Annotated in this window: 14 protein-coding genes; 7 read left to right on the forward strand and 7 right to left on the reverse strand. The window is 66.0% G+C overall.

What is annotated here, in order from left to right; genetic code table 11:
* The first annotated feature begins 158 nt into the window (after positions 1-158).
* The 3 genes from guaB (at position 159) to HUW43_RS06800 (ending at position 3,499) form a co-directional block, all read left to right on the forward strand.
* Positions 159-1,616, forward strand: coding sequence for an IMP dehydrogenase (guaB, locus tag HUW43_RS06790; RefSeq protein ID WP_188236675.1), 1,458 nt, complete (start codon positions 159-161; stop codon positions 1,614-1,616).
* A 129-nt stretch (positions 1,617-1,745) separates the two neighbouring features.
* The gene (locus HUW43_RS06795; protein ID WP_188236676.1) at positions 1,746-2,936 is read left to right on the forward strand and encodes an RsmB/NOP family class I SAM-dependent RNA methyltransferase; all 1,191 of its coding nucleotides are present in this window, start codon (positions 1,746-1,748) and stop codon (positions 2,934-2,936) included.
* A 32-nt stretch (positions 2,937-2,968) separates the two neighbouring features.
* A complete protein-coding gene (locus HUW43_RS06800) occupies positions 2,969-3,499 on the forward strand; it encodes a tetratricopeptide repeat protein (RefSeq protein ID WP_188236677.1) in 531 nt (176 codons plus the stop codon).
* 181 nt (positions 3,500-3,680) lie between these two features.
* Here the strand turns inward: HUW43_RS06800 and rsmA are convergent, their stop codons facing one another.
* The 7 genes from rsmA to HUW43_RS06835 form a co-directional block, all read right to left on the reverse strand.
* Positions 3,681-4,496 carry a 16S rRNA (adenine(1518)-N(6)/adenine(1519)-N(6))-dimethyltransferase RsmA gene (rsmA, locus tag HUW43_RS06805; RefSeq protein ID WP_188236773.1) on the reverse strand — a complete coding sequence of 272 codons (816 nt, stop codon included), beginning with the start codon at positions 4,494-4,496 and terminating at the stop codon, positions 3,681-3,683.
* A gap of 20 nt (positions 4,497-4,516) precedes the next feature.
* Positions 4,517-5,536 (reverse strand): 4-hydroxythreonine-4-phosphate dehydrogenase PdxA, encoded by a 1,020-nt coding sequence (gene pdxA, locus HUW43_RS06810; RefSeq protein WP_188236678.1) that lies wholly within the window; start codon positions 5,534-5,536, stop codon positions 4,517-4,519.
* On the reverse strand, positions 5,536-6,876 hold the full coding sequence (locus HUW43_RS06815) for a peptidylprolyl isomerase (protein WP_188236679.1): 1,341 nt from the start codon (positions 6,874-6,876) through the stop codon (positions 5,536-5,538). Before HUW43_RS06815 ends, pdxA begins: the two co-directional genes overlap by 1 nt.
* A 134-nt stretch (positions 6,877-7,010) precedes the next feature.
* Positions 7,011-8,267, reverse strand: coding sequence for an adenosylmethionine--8-amino-7-oxononanoate transaminase (locus HUW43_RS06820; RefSeq protein WP_188236680.1), 1,257 nt, complete (start codon positions 8,265-8,267; stop codon positions 7,011-7,013).
* Positions 8,268-8,323: 56 nt separating this feature from the next.
* Positions 8,324-10,300 (reverse strand): ATP-binding protein, encoded by a 1,977-nt coding sequence (locus tag HUW43_RS06825; protein WP_188236681.1) that lies wholly within the window; start codon positions 10,298-10,300, stop codon positions 8,324-8,326.
* A 113-nt stretch (positions 10,301-10,413) separates the two neighbouring features.
* Complete coding sequence (spt, locus tag HUW43_RS06830; protein ID WP_188236682.1) at positions 10,414-11,616, reverse strand: serine palmitoyltransferase; 1,203 nt, start codon at positions 11,614-11,616, stop codon at positions 10,414-10,416.
* 112 nt (positions 11,617-11,728) lie between these two features.
* Positions 11,729-11,965 (reverse strand): acyl carrier protein, encoded by a 237-nt coding sequence (locus HUW43_RS06835; RefSeq protein ID WP_120222077.1) that lies wholly within the window; start codon positions 11,963-11,965, stop codon positions 11,729-11,731.
* A 152-nt stretch (positions 11,966-12,117) separates the two neighbouring features.
* Between HUW43_RS06835 and HUW43_RS06840 the strand changes: the two genes are divergently transcribed.
* From HUW43_RS06840 to groL, 4 genes are all read left to right on the forward strand, one after another.
* Entirely contained in the window at positions 12,118-12,684 is a 567-nt protein-coding gene (locus HUW43_RS06840) for a Pycsar system effector family protein (protein ID WP_188236683.1), read from the forward strand.
* A 124-nt stretch (positions 12,685-12,808) separates the two neighbouring features.
* Positions 12,809-14,242 carry an MATE family efflux transporter gene (locus tag HUW43_RS06845; RefSeq protein ID WP_188236684.1) on the forward strand — a complete coding sequence of 478 codons (1,434 nt, stop codon included), beginning with the start codon at positions 12,809-12,811 and terminating at the stop codon, positions 14,240-14,242.
* A gap of 135 nt (positions 14,243-14,377) precedes the next feature.
* Positions 14,378-14,665, forward strand: coding sequence for a co-chaperone GroES (groES, locus tag HUW43_RS06850; protein WP_011540765.1), 288 nt, complete (start codon positions 14,378-14,380; stop codon positions 14,663-14,665).
* Positions 14,666-14,806: 141 nt separating this feature from the next.
* On the forward strand, positions 14,807-16,450 hold the full coding sequence (gene groL, locus HUW43_RS06855; protein WP_188236685.1) for a chaperonin GroEL: 1,644 nt from the start codon (positions 14,807-14,809) through the stop codon (positions 16,448-16,450).
* The last annotated feature ends 103 nt before the right edge of the window (positions 16,451-16,553 follow it).

Consider the following 16,553-nt stretch of genomic DNA (forward strand, 5'->3'; position numbering starts at 1 on the left):
ACCCCGCCAGCCGCCGACGGCCGCGTGAAATAATCGGTCGCCGCCCACTGGCGCGCGCGGGCGCGACTGGTTACATGGGCCGCCACCAAATGATTCGCGCGTGCCGGCCCCGATCAAGCGGGATTCGGGCACCGCCTTGCAGCAGAAAGTGGCGACCCATGGAAATCATCACCGGCCTGACTTTTGACGATGTGCTGCTGGTGCCCGGCGCCTCGGACATATTGCCGTCGGATGCCAATCTGGCGACGCAGCTGACCGGCGAGATCAGCCTTAACATTCCCATCCTGTCGTCGGCGATGGACACGGTGACCGAGGCCGACATGGCGATCCTGATGGCACAGATCGGCGGCATCGGGGTGCTCCACCGCAATCTGACGATCGAGGAACAGGCGGCTGCCGTGCGGCAGGTCAAGCGGTTCGAGAGCGGCATGATCGTCAACCCGATCACCATCGGACCCGACGCGCCGCTGTCCGAAGCGAAGGCGCTTATGGCACAGCACCGGATTTCGGGCATTCCCGTCGTCGAAACGGGGGGCAAGCTTGTCGGTATCCTGACCCACCGCGATGTGCGTTTCGCCGACAATCCGGGCCAGCCGGTGCGCGAGTTGATGACCGCCGATAATCTGGCGACCGTGCGGCCCGGCGTCGGCCAGGACGAGGCGCGCCGACTGCTTCACCAGCGGCGCATCGAAAAGCTGCTCGTCGTCGACGACGATTATCACTGCATCGGCCTTATCACCGTCAAGGACATGGAAAAGGCGGTCAATTTCCCCGACGCGACAAAGGACGCCAGCGGCCGCCTGCGCGTCGCGGCGGCGACCAACACCGGCGACAGCGGGGTCGAGCGCGCCGAAGCGCTGCTGGAGGCCGAATGCGACCTGATCGTCGTCGATACCGCCCACGGCCACAGCAAGGGCGTCGGCCAGACGGTCGAACGCATCAAGAAATTGTCGAACCGGGTGCAGGTGCTCGCGGGCAATGTCGCGACTGGCGACGCGACCAGGGCGCTGATCGATGCGGGCGCGGACGGGGTGAAGGTCGGCATCGGCCCCGGATCCATCTGCACCACGCGCGTCGTCGCGGGGGTCGGCGTGCCGCAGCTCACCGCGATCCTGGACAGTGTCGAGGCGGCGGCGAAGATCGGCGTGCCGGTGATCGCCGATGGCGGGCTGCGCACCTCGGGCGACATCGCCAAGGCTTTGGCGGCAGGCGCGTCGAGCGTGATGGTCGGCTCGCTGCTCGCCGGGACGGCGGAGGCGCCGGGCGAAACCTTCCTGTTCCAGGGGCGCACCTATAAAAGTTATCGCGGCATGGGCAGCGTCGGCGCGATGGCGCGCGGTTCGGCCGATCGCTATTTCCAGCAGGACATCAAGGACCAGATGAAGCTGGTCCCCGAAGGGATCGAGGGGCAGGTGCCGTTCAAGGGCCCTGCGAAAGACGTGATCCACCAGCTTGTCGGCGGTGTGAAGGCGGCGATGGGCTATACGGGCAGCCGGACGCTCAAGGACCTGCGCGAACGCGCGAAGTTCGTCCGCATCACCAATGCGGGCCTGCGCGAAAGCCATGTCCACGACGTCGCGATCACGCGCGAGGCGCCGAACTATCCGGCGGGGTGAAGCGTTGCGCCGGGCAGTCAGCCTCCGTCGCGCCCTCGCCTTCGGGGGAGGACAGCGAGACGTGCGCACTTGTTCGCCAGCCCCCGCGCCAACCCCGCCCCTGAAGGGGAGGGTTTCCCGGATGGCAACATGACCCCCGCCGCCCGCGTTCAGACCGCCATCGAAATCCTCGATCGTATCGCGGCCGCCGCGCGCGAGGGCGGGGCGCCCGCCGATGCGATTTTTGCCGAAGCGATGCGCGCGCGCCGCTTTGCGGGGTCAAAGGACCGCCGCGCGATCCGCGCGCTGGTCTATGACGCGATCCGCGCCGTGCGCTCGGCGCCTGCATCGGGACGCGCCGCGATGCTCGCGCTTGTCGAGGCGCAGCCCGGTCTTGCTGCGCTGTTCGACGGTTCGACTTATGGTCCCGCTCCCATCGCCGCCGATGAGCCACGCGCCCGGACCGGCGTTGCCGCCGAGGCGCTGATCGACCTGTTCGATCCGCTCGTCAGCGAAGCCGAGCAGGGCGCGATGCTGACCCGCGCCCCGCTTGACCTGCGCGCCAACCGGATCAAGGCATCGCGCGACGATATGGCAAGGCTTTTTCCCGAAGGCGCGTCGATCCCTGGTGCCCCCGACGGCTGGCGCCTGCCGCCCGAAACCGCTGCCGCCCAGCATCCCGCCCATGCCGATGGCGCGTTCGAGGTGCAGGACGCCGCAAGCCAATATGCGGCGGCGGCGCTGGATGTCGCGCCGGGACAGGCGATCGTCGACCTTTGCGCCGGTGGCGGCGGCAAGACGCTCGCCATCGCTTCGCTCACCGGCAACGACGCCGATATTCTGGCCTGCGACATCAATCGCGCGCGTCTGCAACAATTGCCGCCGCGCGCCGAGCGGGCCGGGGCGACGCGGATCGAGACGCGGCTGCTCAATCCGGGGCGGGAAGAAACGATGCTCGCCGACTGGCGCGGACGCGCCGACCGTGTGTTCGTCGACGCGCCCTGTTCGGGCAGCGGCACCTGGCGGCGCAGCCCCGAACTGCGCTGGCGGCTTACCCCGGCGCGGCTCGAACGCCATCTTGCCGATCAGAAGAAGCTGATCGACCTTGGCGCCGACCTGGTGGCGCCCGGCGGTAAACTTCTTTATGCTGTCTGCTCGATCATCGCGCGCGAGGGGCGGGCACAGGTGGATGAGTTTCTGAACCGGCATCGCGGCTGGACGGCCGACGCCGATTATCTTCCCGACGGCATCGGACGCGCCGCGGGCGCGGGTTTCCTGCTGACTCCAGCGCAGGATGGATGCGACGGATTTTTTCTCGCGCGGCTGACATCGCCATGTTAGCATCGCCTGCGTTCAATCGATGGGAGAGAGCGATGCGCATCACTTTGCTGGCCCTTGGCGCCGGTCTTGTCCTGGCCAGCCTGCCGACCGCCTCCGATGCCCAACGCGCCGACAAGGATATTCTCCCGCGCTCGATCGCGCTCCAGCATGAGGGGGAGCAGGCACAGCAAGCCGGCGACCTGAATCTTGCCATCGACTATTATGAATCGGCGCTTGCCGCGGACCCGCGCAACCGTTCGGCGATCATCGCGCTGGCGCAGATCGCGCGCGCGCAGGGCCTGCCGGGAAAAGCGATCGGCCTGTATCGCGAAGCGCTGGTGCTTGAACCCAATGATGTTGTCGCACTGACCGGGCAGGGCGAAGCGCTCGCCGACAAGGGGGCGCTCGAACTGGCGCGCGAAAAGCTCGCCGAGGTCGAGCGGCTGTGCAAGGGTGATTGCCCGCAGGTCGCGCAGCTTGAAAAGACCATCGCGTCCAATGTGTCCAAGCGCGTGGTCGCGGCCGAGGCGCTGGTGCCGAAGCCGGTGGTCGCCACGGTGAAGCCCGCCAGCGGCCAGAATTGATCGTTTCCCCCGCGAAGGACGGCTGGTCCGGCCTGCAATCGGGAACGGCGGCTGTCGACCGGAACCGGCCATAATCCAAAAGAATGCCCATCCCTTCAAGGAAGGGGCCTGAACGCCCGCTGCGTCCGCTTCCCACCCCGCAGCAGACGATCCAGCCGCCCCAAGGCAGCGCGGATTTCGGTCAGCGACCCAGCGTTCGCGCCAGCGCGACCCACTCGCCGACGCCGACCGTTTCGGCGCGGCGCGTGGGATCGATTCCCAGCGCTTCAGCGGCGGCGACAGCACCATCAATGCCTTTCAGACTCTGCCGCAGCATCTTGCGGCGCTGGCCAAAGCCTTTTTCGGTCAGCCGCGACAGGATGCGCGGATCGACCCCCGCGGGTTGTTCGGCCGGAGTCAGCTGGACGATCGCCGACATGACCTTGGGCGGCGGGGTGAAGGCCGAGCGATGCACCTTCATGGCGATCTTTGCATTGGCGCGCCACTGCGCGAGCACCGCGAGGCGGCCATAGGCGCTCGTGCCGACCGGCGCGACGATGCGTTCGGCGACCTCGAGCTGGAACATCAGCGTCAGCGACCGCCAGCGCGGCGGCCACGCCGCGGGTTCCAGCCAGCGCGTGAACAGCGCGGTTCCGACATTATAGGGCAGGTTGGCGACGATATGATAGGGCGCGCCGCCGGTCAGCGCATCGGCATCGACGGTCATCGCATCGTCGGCCATCACGTCGAGCTGCCCCGGAAACGCTGCCGCCAGTTCGCCGAGCAGCGGCAGGCAGCGCGCGTCGCGCTCGACCGCGATCACCTTTGCGCCGGCGCGCAGCAGCGCGCGCGTCAGCCCGCCGGGACCGGGGCCGACCTCGAACACCGTCGCGCCATCAAGGTCGCCGGGGATCGCGGCAATGCGATCGAGCAATTGTTCGTCGAACAGGAAGTTCTGGCCCAGCGCCTTGCTCGCCGACAGGCCGTGGGCGCGCACCGTCTCGCGCAGCGGCGGCAGCGGTGTCTGGGGCCGGACCGTCACTTTGCCGGGGTGCAGCTGCGCTCCCGCGCAGCGGCCATGCGCGCGGCCATCGCGATCGCGGCGATCGTCGGGCCGGGATCGGCGCGCCCGGTGCCCGCGATATTGAACGCCGTGCCATGGTCTGGCGACGTGCGGATGATCGGCAGCCCCAGCGTCAGATTGACGCCGTCGTGGAAATGCAGCGCCTTGAACGGCGCAAGCGCCTGGTCGTGATAGGCGCAGAGCAGCGCGTCATAGCGGTTTCGGATGCCCGGCGCGAAGAGCGCGTCGGCAGCAAGCGGGCCATCGACAATCAGCCCTTCGTCCGCAAGCTGCGCGACGGCGGGCTGCATGATGCGAATCTCCTCTTCGCCCAGCTGGCCGCTCTCCCCTGCATGGGGGTTCATGCCCGCGAGCGCGATCCGTGGCGCCGCGATGCCGAAGTCGCGGCGCAGCCCGCGCGCGACGATCCGCGCCTTGGCGACGATGAGGTCGCTTGTCAGCCGATCGGGCACCTCGGCGAGCGGGATATGCACGGTCAGCGGCACGACGCGCAGCGACGGCCCGGCCAGCATCATCACCGCGTTGGTCGCGGTGACGCCGCAGCGTTCGGCGATGAACTCGGTCTGGCCGGGGTGTGTATAACCGATGCCGTGCAGCGCATGTTTCGACACCGATCCGGTGACAAGCGCGGCGCTCGCCTGATTGCGCGTCAGCCCGATGCCCGTTTCAAGCGCGTGCAGTGCACAGGTCGCCCCCGCCGCCGTCGGCGATCCGGGAGTCAGCGGCCCGCTGTCCTCGAGGTGCCAGACGGGCAGCGCCGTGGCAAAGGTGCGGACGACGTCGGCCATGTCGCCGACGCGTGCGACCGGCCCGTCCCAGACGGCTTCGACCGCAGCGATGTCGCCGATAGCGACGAAGGGCGGCAGATCATGCTCGCGTCGCGCGACCCAGGCGCGGGCGGTGACTTCGGGGCCGACGCCCGCCGGGTCGCCCATGGTGACCGCGATCGGGCGCCGAGTGTCATGGGCCTGCATCAGCTATATTCGATCACCGCGTCGCGGCGCAGGTCGCGCAAATAGCGCTGGGCGCGCTTGTTGACCTTTTCTTCCAGCAGCTTCTGCTCGATCTGCTCGACGTTCGGTGCGGTTGCCGTTTCGGGCATGTCGCGGCCGCACAGCACGAGCACGCTGATGCCCTCGTTCGCGGCGCCGAAGGGCTGCGTCGTCTGGCCGACCTGCAGGTCGATCAGCGTCGCCTGCAACGGCGCGGGAAGCGCGCGCATCGCGATATTGTCGCGCGACACCACTGTGGCTCCCAGCTGCTGCGCCACCGCGTCGGCCGCGCCGCAGCCGGCAATCGTGCGCGTGGCGCTGGCGAACCGGCCAGCGAGTTCGGAAGCCTTTTCGGGCGTCGTTCCTGCCGGAAAATCGAGCGAAATCTGCTTGAGGCTGAGCACGGCGTCGCGCGGGTCGGCGGTCAGCACCTGCCGCCGGTCGATCAGCAGCATGATCGAAATGCCGCCGGGCACCTCGATCGGGCCGACCAGCTGGCCTGGCTGCATCTGTGACGCCGCCTCGGCCATCGAAGCCGGAAGCTGCGCCCCCTTCACCCAGCCAAGATCGCCACCGACCACCGCGGTCGATGCCTCCGAAAACTGGCGAGCATAGGCGGCAAAGCTGCCGCCCGCCTGGAGTGCCTGAATGATCTTGCGCGCATTTTCGGTGACCGCGGCGATATTGTCGGGGGTCGCCGACAGATAGATTTCGCCGAGGTGGAACTCGTCCTGGCCCTTGGCCGCTTCCATCTGCTTGACGATCAGGTCGACTTCTTCGGTCGACACGTTGGTCGTCGACTGGATGTTGCGCGACAGCAGGCGGTCCCATGCAAATTCGCCGCGGATCTGCTGTTTCACGGCGGCCGCCGAAGACCCCTTCGACGCCAGATAGGCCGAGAATTGCTCCGGCGTTTGTTTGAAGCGTGCTGCCAGGCGGGCGAACTGGTCGTTGACGACATTTTCGTCGATCGTGATGTCGGCGGCGCGCGCTTCCTGGATCTGCAGTTTTTCGTCGATCAGGTTGCTGAACACCTGATTGCGCAGGCGCTGTTCCTCTTCGGGCGGCAGCTCGACATTGTTGTTGGCGATGCGGATCAACGCCATCCGCTGTTCGATGTCGGTCGCGGTGATGATCTCGCCATTCACCGTCGCCGAGGGGCGATAGACATTGGGTTTGTTGTCACCGTAAAGCTGAACATTGCCTGGAATGTTCAGGCTCGTCGCGGGCACGTCGTCGTCGGCCACCGTCTGCGCAAACCCAGGGGTCACCGCTGCGGCGGCCAGCGCAATCAGGCCGGTCATGGTCGAAAATCTGGTCATCTTTACCCTATTCGAGAAAGTCCGCACGCTCCGTATCAGCGGACACGCCCGATGGTCCAGCGCAATCCGCCCTTGGGGTCATTTCGGTGCGCGATAGCGGAACGACGCTGAACCTAGGCTGAGCAGGCTTCCGGTCAGAGTTGGTCGAGCGAGGCCGCGATCGCTTCCCACACCTGGCCCAGTTCCGCAGCATCGGTGCAATAGGGTGGCATCACATAGACGCTGTTGCCGAGCGGGCGGAGGAGAACGCCGCGCGTGCGGTAAAAGGCCGCGAGCCGGGGCGCGAGGCTGGAAAGATAGCCCGAATCGGGCGCCGCCACGTCAAGCGCGGCGATCGTGCCGATCCGGCGAGGATTGGCGACGCGCGGATGATGCGAAAGCCGCGCCAGATGCGCGGCCTGTGCCTCGGCCAGAGCGTCGACCCGCTGCAACACCGGCTCGTCCCGCCAGATTGCAAGGTTCGCGTTCGCCGCGGCACAGGCGATCGGGTTCGCGGTATAGCTTGACGAATGATAAAAGGTCTTGCTGCGATCCTGCGAATAATGGGCGTCGAATATCGGTTCGATGCACAGCGTCACCGCGAGCGGGATCGCACCGCCCGTCAGTCCTTTTGACAGGCAAAGAATGTCGGGGATCACCCCCGCCTGGTCGCAGGCGAAGCGCGTGCCGGTGCGGCCCCAGCCGGTCATCACCTCGTCGGCGATGAAAAGGACGCCGTGGCGCGCGCAGATGGCGCGCATCTCGGCGAGCACCCATGCGGGATAGATCAGCATCCCGCCGGCGCCGAGGATCAGGGGTTCGACGATGAAGGCGGCCGGTTTGGCGGCGCAAGCGGCGTCGAGCGCGTCGAGCGTGGCCTGTTCCATGCCTTCGTTCGGAAAGGGGATGGTGTCGACGTCGAAGAGCAGCGGCTGCCAGGCGCGGTTATAGACGCCGCGCTCGCCGACCGACATCGTTCCGATCGTGTCGCCATGATAGCTGTGCTCGAGCACGAGGATGCGACTTCGCGCCACGCCGATGTTGAACCAGTATCCAAGCGCCATCTTGAGCGCGACCTCGACGCTCGTCGAACCGGAATCCGAGAAGAAGACGCGCGTGAGCGGGTCGGGAGTAATTCGCGCCAGTTCGGCGGCGAGCGTTTCGGCGGGTTCGTGCGTCCAGCCCGCAAAGATGATCTGGTCAAGCTTCTCCGACTGGTCGCGGATCGCCGCCATGATGCGCGGGTTCGCATGGCCGTGGGTGGTGACCCACCAGCTGGAGATGGCGTCGATCCAGCTGTTGCCGTCGGCGTCGTAGAGCTTCGCGTCCTTCGCTTTGGAAATCAGCGGGATCGGATCGCCAAGACCGTGCTGGGTGAAGGGGTGCCAGACGGGGGATGGGTTTGTGGTCATGCGTGGCCCTTACTCGATTTCGTCGTCCCGGCGTGCACCGGAATGACGCAAAAGGATCAGCTCGCAAGCCGCTGCCGCGCCGACCGCGCCTCGCCGCAGCGTCGGATCGCATGGTCGAGCGCCGACAGGGTAAAGGGCTTGCGCAACACGTCATGGTCGCCGAACGCCGCAACCTCGCTTGCATCGCCAGCATAGCCGGTGACGAACAGCACAGACAGGCCGGGCCAGCGCTGCTTCAGCCGCGCAACCAGTTCGGGGCCGGTGAGTTCGGGCATCAAAACGTCGGTCAGGATCAGGTCGAACCCGTCCTGCCCCTCGTTTAGCCGCGCCTCGACGAGCGCCTCGGCCTCCAGCGGATTGTCGCACGCGACGGCGCGATGACCCAGTTCGCAGACCGCATCGACCGTCGCGGCGAGCACGCGCGCATCGTCCTCGACCACCAATATGGTCAGCGCATCGGCTGGGATCGCTTCGGCCTCTTTCTCACCCGGCGCCGCGTCGTCGGCGATACCGTGCGCGGCGCTGGCGACGGGCAGCAGCATCGCGACGGTCGTTCCTTCGCCTTCGGTCGACGCGATCTGCACCTCGCCGCCGGACTGGCGGCAGAAGGCAAAAACCTGGCTCATGCCCAGCCCTGTGCCCTGGCCCGCAGGCTTGGTCGTATAGAAGGGGTCGAAGACGCGCTCCAGCACATCGGGGGTCATGCCGCAGCCGGTGTCGATCACTTCGACCGCCAGCATCTGTGTGCCATCCTTGTGCGTGCCGCGCGTGCGGATCGTCAGCGATCCGTGGCCGTTCATCGCGTCGCGCGCATTGACGGCCAGATTGAGCAGTGCATTTTCAAACTGCTGCCGGTCGATCCAGCACGCCAGCGCCGCAGCATCGAGGTCGAGCGCCAGCGCGATGCGATCGCCGATCGTGCGTTCGATCAGCGGGGCAAAGCTGCCGATCGATTCGTCGATTGCGGTCATTTCGGGGCGCGCGGGTTCGGCGCGCGCAAAAGCGAGCAGCCGCCGTGTCAGGTCGGCGGCGCGATTGGCGCCGTCGAGCGCGTTGGAGAGGTGCCGCTGCGCCTTTTCGGGTTCGCCGGGCAGCCAGCGTTCGGCGAGTTCGAGCCCGCCGACGACGACTGCGAGCATATTGTTGAAGTCGTGCGCGATGCCGCCGGTCAGCTGGCCGACCGCCTCCATCTTCTGCGCCTGACGCAGCTGCGCTTCGGCGGCTTCGCGTTCGGCCATTTCGCTGCGCAGCGCGATATTCGCCTGTTCGAGTTCGGCGGTGCGGGCCTCGACAGCGGCTTCGAGCTGCATCGCGCGTTCGCTTTCCGCCGCCTGTTCGCGCCGCGCCAGTCGTCGTTCGCCCTGCACGCGGATGAGCGAGAAGATCGCGCCGATCGCGAGCACCGCCGCCGCGGCGCCAAGCAGCGAAAAGAGCAGCATCGCCTGATCGAGGCTCGCGCGGTCGGCGGCGGCGATACGATTGCGCTCGCGCAGCAGCGCGCGCTCGTTGGTGATGATCTGCGTCAGCAGCTTGTCGATCCTGGCCAGCCCGTCGCCCTGGCCCGCGGCATAATATTTGGAGATGGCGGCGACGGTCTGGTTGTAGTTGGCGCTGAGCGCGGCGTCGCCGAGCTGTGCGCCGCGACTGTCCATTTCCCGCGTCAACTGCGCGACGAGTCGGCTCTGCGCGGGATTGTCGCGGACATTGCGTTCGAGCTGGGCCACGAATTGGCGCGCGCGGCCCCATTGTTGTTCATAGATGCGCCCGTCCGCCTTTTGCAGGCCGACGGCAAAGCGCCCCAGCGCGGCTTCCGCGCGCGCCAGCGCGGCATCGACCGAGCGCGTCTGTGCGATCACCTCGAGGCTCTGCGCCTGCCAGCCCAGCGAGCGGTCATAATCGTTGTTCGCGCGCGCCAGCAGCAGCACGAGCGCGGTCACGACCCCCGCGAGGATCGTCGCCACACCGACCGTCAGCCCAAAGCGTATCCGCTCGCGCCGCCCGTCGGCTTCGCTGTCATGATCCCGCTCGAACACCGGCCTGTCTTACCGGACAAGCGCACGGCCGCAAAGCCGCGAAGGCGCCGCCGCCGGTCCAGGCGCTCGGTTCGCCGCGAAAAGGAATCCGCTGATCGGGGGGTGCGCGCGGTTCAACCGATGATCCCCGTGCGCTTGCCCGCGCGTTCGAAACGCGACAGGATTTCGCCGACCTGTTCGGCCGAATGTTCGGCGCACAGCGAGCAGCGGAGCAGGGTCATGCCCGCCGGGGTCGCGGGCGGGCGCGCCAGATTGACATAAAGCCCTTCCTCCAGCAGCGCCTCCCACATCATCGCGCCGCGCTCCAGATCGGGCATGATGACGGCGATGATCGCCGACTGCGGCGCGTCGGTGCCGAGCGTGAAGCCCAGATCGCGCAGCCCGCGGTGCAGCGCCTTGCTGTTTTCCCACAGATGCGCCCGCTTGTTCGACCCGTGCATCAGCTTGCGGATGCTCGTCGCCGCGGTCGCGACGACGCTCGGCGGCAACGAGGCGGTGAAGACATAAGGGCGGCAGACGAGCCGCAAAATCTCGAACTTCGGGTGGTTCGACACGCAAAAGCCGCCGACGGTGCCGACGCTCTTGCTGAAGGTGCCGATGATGAAATCGACATCGTCGATGACACCCTGCGCCTCGGCCACCCCGCGCCCATGTTCGCCGATGAAGCCCATCGAATGCGCTTCGTCGACCAGCACCATCGCGCCGGCTTCCCTGGCGACGCGGACCATCTCTTTCAGCGGCGCGACGTCGCCGAGCATCGAATAGACGCCTTCGAGCACGACCAGCTTGCCCGCTTCGGGCGGCAGGCGCTTCAGCCTTTTTTCCAGCGCCTCGACATCATTGTGACGGAAGGCGACGATTTCGGCGTCGCCCATCTTGCACCCGTCATAGATCGATGCATGGCTGTCGATGTCGAGGATGACATAGTCCCCCTTGCCCGCAATGGTGCTGATGATGCCGAGGTTCGCCTGGTATCCTGTCGAAAAGACCATGGCATGATCCATGGCGTAAAACTCTTTCAGCGCCTCCTCGCACTCCTTGTGGCCCTGATAGGTGCCGTTGAGCACGCGGCTGCCGGTGGTGCCGCTGCCGAATCTGGCGAGCGCATCCTTGCCCGCCGCGATGACGTCGCCGTCGAACGTCATGCCCATATAATTATAGGTGCCGAGCAGGATCGTCTCGCGCCCGTTGCAGATCGCGACGGTGGGCGACAGCACTTTTTCCATCACCAGGCTGAACGGATCGGTGACGCCGGTGGCGAGCAGCGCCTCGCGCTGCTGGATCAGCGGGTCGAATTTGGAGAAAAGGTCGGTCATATCAATCGTCCAGAAACCGTTCGCATCAGGCGAAGTCGAGATGCCCCTCGACTTTACGCTATCCCGATGGGTGTCTCGACTTCGCTCGACACGAACGGGAAGATGGGGGGGATCAGCCTTGCAGTTTCGCCACTGCCGCGACCAGCTGGCCGACATTTTCGATCTCGGCCTGCTGGTTCATGCTGATGATGATATCGAATGTGTCTTCGACTTCGGCGACGAAATCCATCACCGTCAGGCTGTCCCATTCGAGGTCGCCGGCAAAGGTTGTCGCGTCGGTCAGTTCGACGCCCTTTTTGTTGAAAGGGGCGATCAGGCCGTAAATCTGGTCGGTAAGGGCGGTGCTCATCGGGTGCGTCCCATCAAGGAAAAGAATGCGCGCGGGAATGGCGCGATGATGCGCGCTTGGCAAGCGATTGCGGCGGGAACAGGGCAGCATCTTGCCGACAATCGCGCGCTGTGCCATCGCTGTCACGGATCCGAATGCAAAGGGGCAGGGGGATGCCAGACGATCCGAAGCCCGAACCGGGCGCGGCTTTTCCGCCCAACGCCGTGCATCTGGTGCGCACGACGCAGCAGATCACGATGCAATTGTCGCAGATGGCCGACCAGAAAGCGTCGATCCTGATGGGTGCGACCTTCGTCGTCTTCACGCTCGCGATCGGACAGGCGCGCGTCGGGGCAGGGGCGCTGGCGATGCCGCTTACCATCCTGGCGACATTTTCCTTCCTCTCGGCGCTGCTCGCCGTGTCGGCGGTGCTGCCGCGCGTCGGAAAGGCGCCGCCCGTCGTCTACAAGGACGGCAAGGACCACAGCAACATCCTCTTCTTCGGCCGCTTTTCACAGATGGAAGAGGATGAATATATCGCCGCGGTCAAGGCGCGGCTGCGCAGCGAGGACGATATTTACGAAATGATGCTGCGCGACACCTATCAGAACGGCATGGTGCTCGCGCGGCGCAAATATCGCTATCTTGCCTATGCCTACCGCCTGTTCGTGGTCGGGCTGACGCTGACCTTCGTGGCATTCGGGGTGGAGATGGCCGGGATGGGGTGGGGTAAACCATAAGCCCTTCCCGTGGAGGGGAGGGCCATGGCCGCTGTGGCCTTTCTGCCACCGCAGCCGACAATCGGCGCACGCGCCGACGGCAATCTATTGAATCGTAACAATCGCGCGCTTATCCGGGACGGCTATGCTGGACCAGCCGACATCCCCCGCCACCCGGCCATTGCAGGGGTTTCGCGCCGAATTTCGCGCGACGCTGGCGCTTGCCTGGCCGCTGGTCCTCACCAACCTGACGATGTCGCTGATCGGCGCGACCGACGTGCTGATGGTGGGGTGGCTGGGACCGACCGAACTGGCGGCATCGTCGCTGGGATTCAACCTTGCCATGCTGCTCGGCATTTTCGGCATGGGGCTGGTGATGGGGGCGTCGCCGCTGATGGCGAGCGAGATCGGGCGCCGTGCCAATTCGGTGCGCGACATCCGCCGCACCTTTCGCCAGACCTTGTGGCTTGTCGCCGTCGTCGCGGTGCCGATGCTCGTCATCCTTTGGAACACCGGCACGATCCTGGACCTGCTGGGACAGGACCGGGGGCTGGCCGCGCTCGCGCAGGATTATGTCCGCGCCTATATGTGGTCGATCCCGCTCTACCTGGCGACGCTGGCATTCCGCAACTTCCTCGCCGCGCTCGAACGGCCGATGTGGTCGCTGATCGTCGGCGTCGTCGGGGTGCTCGGCAACATTCTGTTCAACTATGCGCTGATCTTTGGCAAGCTGGGGATGCCCGCGCTCGGCATCGTTGGCGCGGGCGTCGGCAGCGCGCTGACCAACCTGCTGATGCTGTTGCTGATGGTCGGCGTCGTCTATCGCGACCGGCAGTTCCGCCGCTATCACCTCCTCGGCCGCTGGTGGCGCAGCGACTGGCCGCGCTTTGTCCAGATGACACGCATCGGCACGCCGATTGCGATCAGCCACGCGTTCGAGGCCGGGGTCTTTTCGGCGGCGGTGATGCTGATGGGCTGGATCTCGACCGCCGCCGTTGCGGCGCACGCGGTGGCGCTGCAACTCGCCTCGCTGACCTTCATGGTGCCGATGGGGCTGGCGCAGGCGGCAACGGTGCGCGTCGGCATCGGCTATGGCCGCGCCGATGCCGACCATATCCGACGCGCGGGCTGGACCAGCTTTGTCATGGCGACGGGTTTCATGGCGGCAATGGCGGTCATCATGCTGACGATTCCCGGCACGCTCGCGGGCCTGTTCATCGATCGCACGAACCCCGCCAATGCCGAGGTCGCCGAGCTTGCCGTCAGCTTCCTCATCATCGCCGCGCTGTTTCAGGTCGCGGACGGTGCGCAGGTCGTGGGGCAGGGGATGCTGCGCGGGCTGCACGACACTTTTGTCCCGATGCTGTTTGCGCTGTTCGGTTACTGGGTGATCGGCATCGGCGTCGGCGCCTGGCTGGCGTTCGAGCGCGACTGGGGCGGCGTTGGCATCTGGACCGGCCTCGCGACGGGGCTTGGCATCGTCGCGGTGCTGATGCTGACCCGCTGGATGCAACGCGAACGACTGGGACTGGTGGCCGCGGCGGCGCCCTTGCGCAAGGTCGTTCCGGCCCCCATCTGACGTCTGCCTCGCGGCGCTGACAATTTTCGCGTCCCTGACTTGACGCTGTCACACCCCCGGCCCATATGGCCCCCTGTTAGCACTCTCCGCTGGTGAGTGCTAAGCGACATCCATTGCACTATCGGAGGGAAATCCATGCAATTTCGTCCGCTGCACGACCGTGTGCTCGTTCGCCGCATCGAAGCCGAGGAAAAGACGGCCGGCGGCATCATCATCCCCGACACCGCCAAGGAAAAGCCGCAGGAAGGTGAAGTTGTCTCGGTCGGCACCGGCGCCCGCGCCGACGACGGCAAGGTGACGCCGCTCGACGTCAAGGCCGGCGACCGTATCCTGTTCGGCAAATGGTCGGGCACCGAAGTCAAGGTCGACGGCGAAGAGCTGCTGATCATGAAGGAATCGGACATCCTCGGCGTCATCGCCTGATGTTTCCGTCGTCCCGGCGAAAGCCGGGACCGCTACCGGCCTTGAACGCGGTTCGAGGTCCAGAACGATCCCGGTTTTTGCCGGGATGACGATCTTGAGTGAAGTTGCGCAGTTTTCTGCGCCTTTGAAAGGAATGAGCCAATGGCTGCCAAGGACGTTAAATTTTCGCGCGACGCGCGCGAGCGTATCCTGAAGGGTGTCGACATCCTCGCCGACGCCGTCAAGGTCACCCTCGGCCCCAAGGGTCGCAACGTCGTGATCGACAAAAGCTTCGGCGCGCCCCGCATCACCAAGGACGGCGTCAGCGTCGCCAAGGAAATCGAACTGAAGGACAAGTTCGAAAACATGGGCGCACAGATGCTGCGCGAAGTCGCCAGCAAGGCGAACGACAAGGCCGGCGACGGCACCACCACCGCGACCGTGCTCGCGCAGGCGATCGTTCGCGAAGGCATGAAGTCGGTTGCCGCGGGCATGAACCCGATGGACCTGAAGCGCGGCATCGACCTTGCGGTCGCCAAGGTCGTCGACGATCTGAAGGCGCGCTCGACCCCGGTTTCGGGCTCGTCGGAAATCGCGCAGGTCGGCATCATTTCGGCCAATGGCGACACCGAAGTCGGTGAAAAGATCGCCGAAGCGATGGAAAAGGTCGGCAAGGAAGGCGTGATCACCGTCGAGGAAGCCAAGGGCCTGGAGTTCGAACTCGACGTCGTCGAAGGCATGCAGTTCGACCGCGGCTATCTGTCGCCCTATTTCATCACCAATCCGGAAAAGATGATCGTCGAACTGACCGATCCCTATATCCTGATCTTCGAAAAGAAGCTGTCGAACCTCCAGTCGATGCTGCCGATCCTCGAAGCCGTGGTGCAGTCGGGTCGTCCGCTCCTTATCATCGCCGAGGACATCGAAGGCGAAGCGCTTGCGACCCTCGTCGTCAACCGCCTGCGCGGCGGCCTCAAGGTGGCTGCGGTCAAGGCGCCGGGCTTCGGCGATCGCCGCAAGGCGATGCTGCAGGACATCGCGATCCTGACCAAGGGCGAAATGATCAGCGAAGACCTGGGCATCAAGCTCGAAAACGTCACGCTGAACATGCTTGGCCAGGCGAAGCGCGTCACGATCGACAAGGATAACACCACCATCGTCGACGGTGCGGGCGATGCCGATGCGATCAAGGGCCGCGTCGAACAGATCCGCGCGCAGATCGAAACCACGACCAGCGACTATGACCGCGAAAAGCTGCAGGAACGCCTGGCGAAGCTTGCTGGCGGCGTTGCGGTGATCAAGGTCGGCGGCGCAACCGAGGTCGAGGTGAAGGAGCGCAAGGACCGCGTCGACGACGCGCTGCACGCGACCCGCGCCGCGGTCGAGGAAGGCATCGTTCCCGGCGGCGGCACCGCGCTGCTTTACGCGACCAAGGCTCTCGACGGGCTGAAGGGCGCCAACGACGACCAGACCCGCGGTATCGACATCGTCCGCAAGGCGATCGAGACCCCGCTGCGCCAGATCGCGGCCAATGCCGGTCACGACGGTGCGGTTGTCGCCGGCAATCTGCTGCGCGAAAACAACCAGGACCAGGGCTTTAACGCCGCGACCGACACCTATGAAAATCTGAAGGCCGCCGGCGTGATCGACCCGACCAAGGTTGTCCGCACGGCGCTTCAGGACGCCGCGTCGGTGGCGGGCCTGCTCATCACCACCGAAGCGGCGGTGAGCGAGCTGCCCGAAGACAAGCCGGCGATGCCCATGGGCGGCGGCGGCATGGGCGGCATGGGCGGCATGGACTTTTAATCGTCCACGACCGTTTTGGCGCTCAGCCAACAGGAAATGGGGCCGGAGGAGCAATCCTCCGGCCCTTTTCGTCATCATGGGGCCCGTGCCCCGGCAGGGGCGT

The sequence above is a fragment of the Sphingopyxis sp. LK2115 genome (assembly GCF_014595975.1).
Lineage (GTDB): Bacteria > Pseudomonadota > Alphaproteobacteria > Sphingomonadales > Sphingomonadaceae > Sphingopyxis.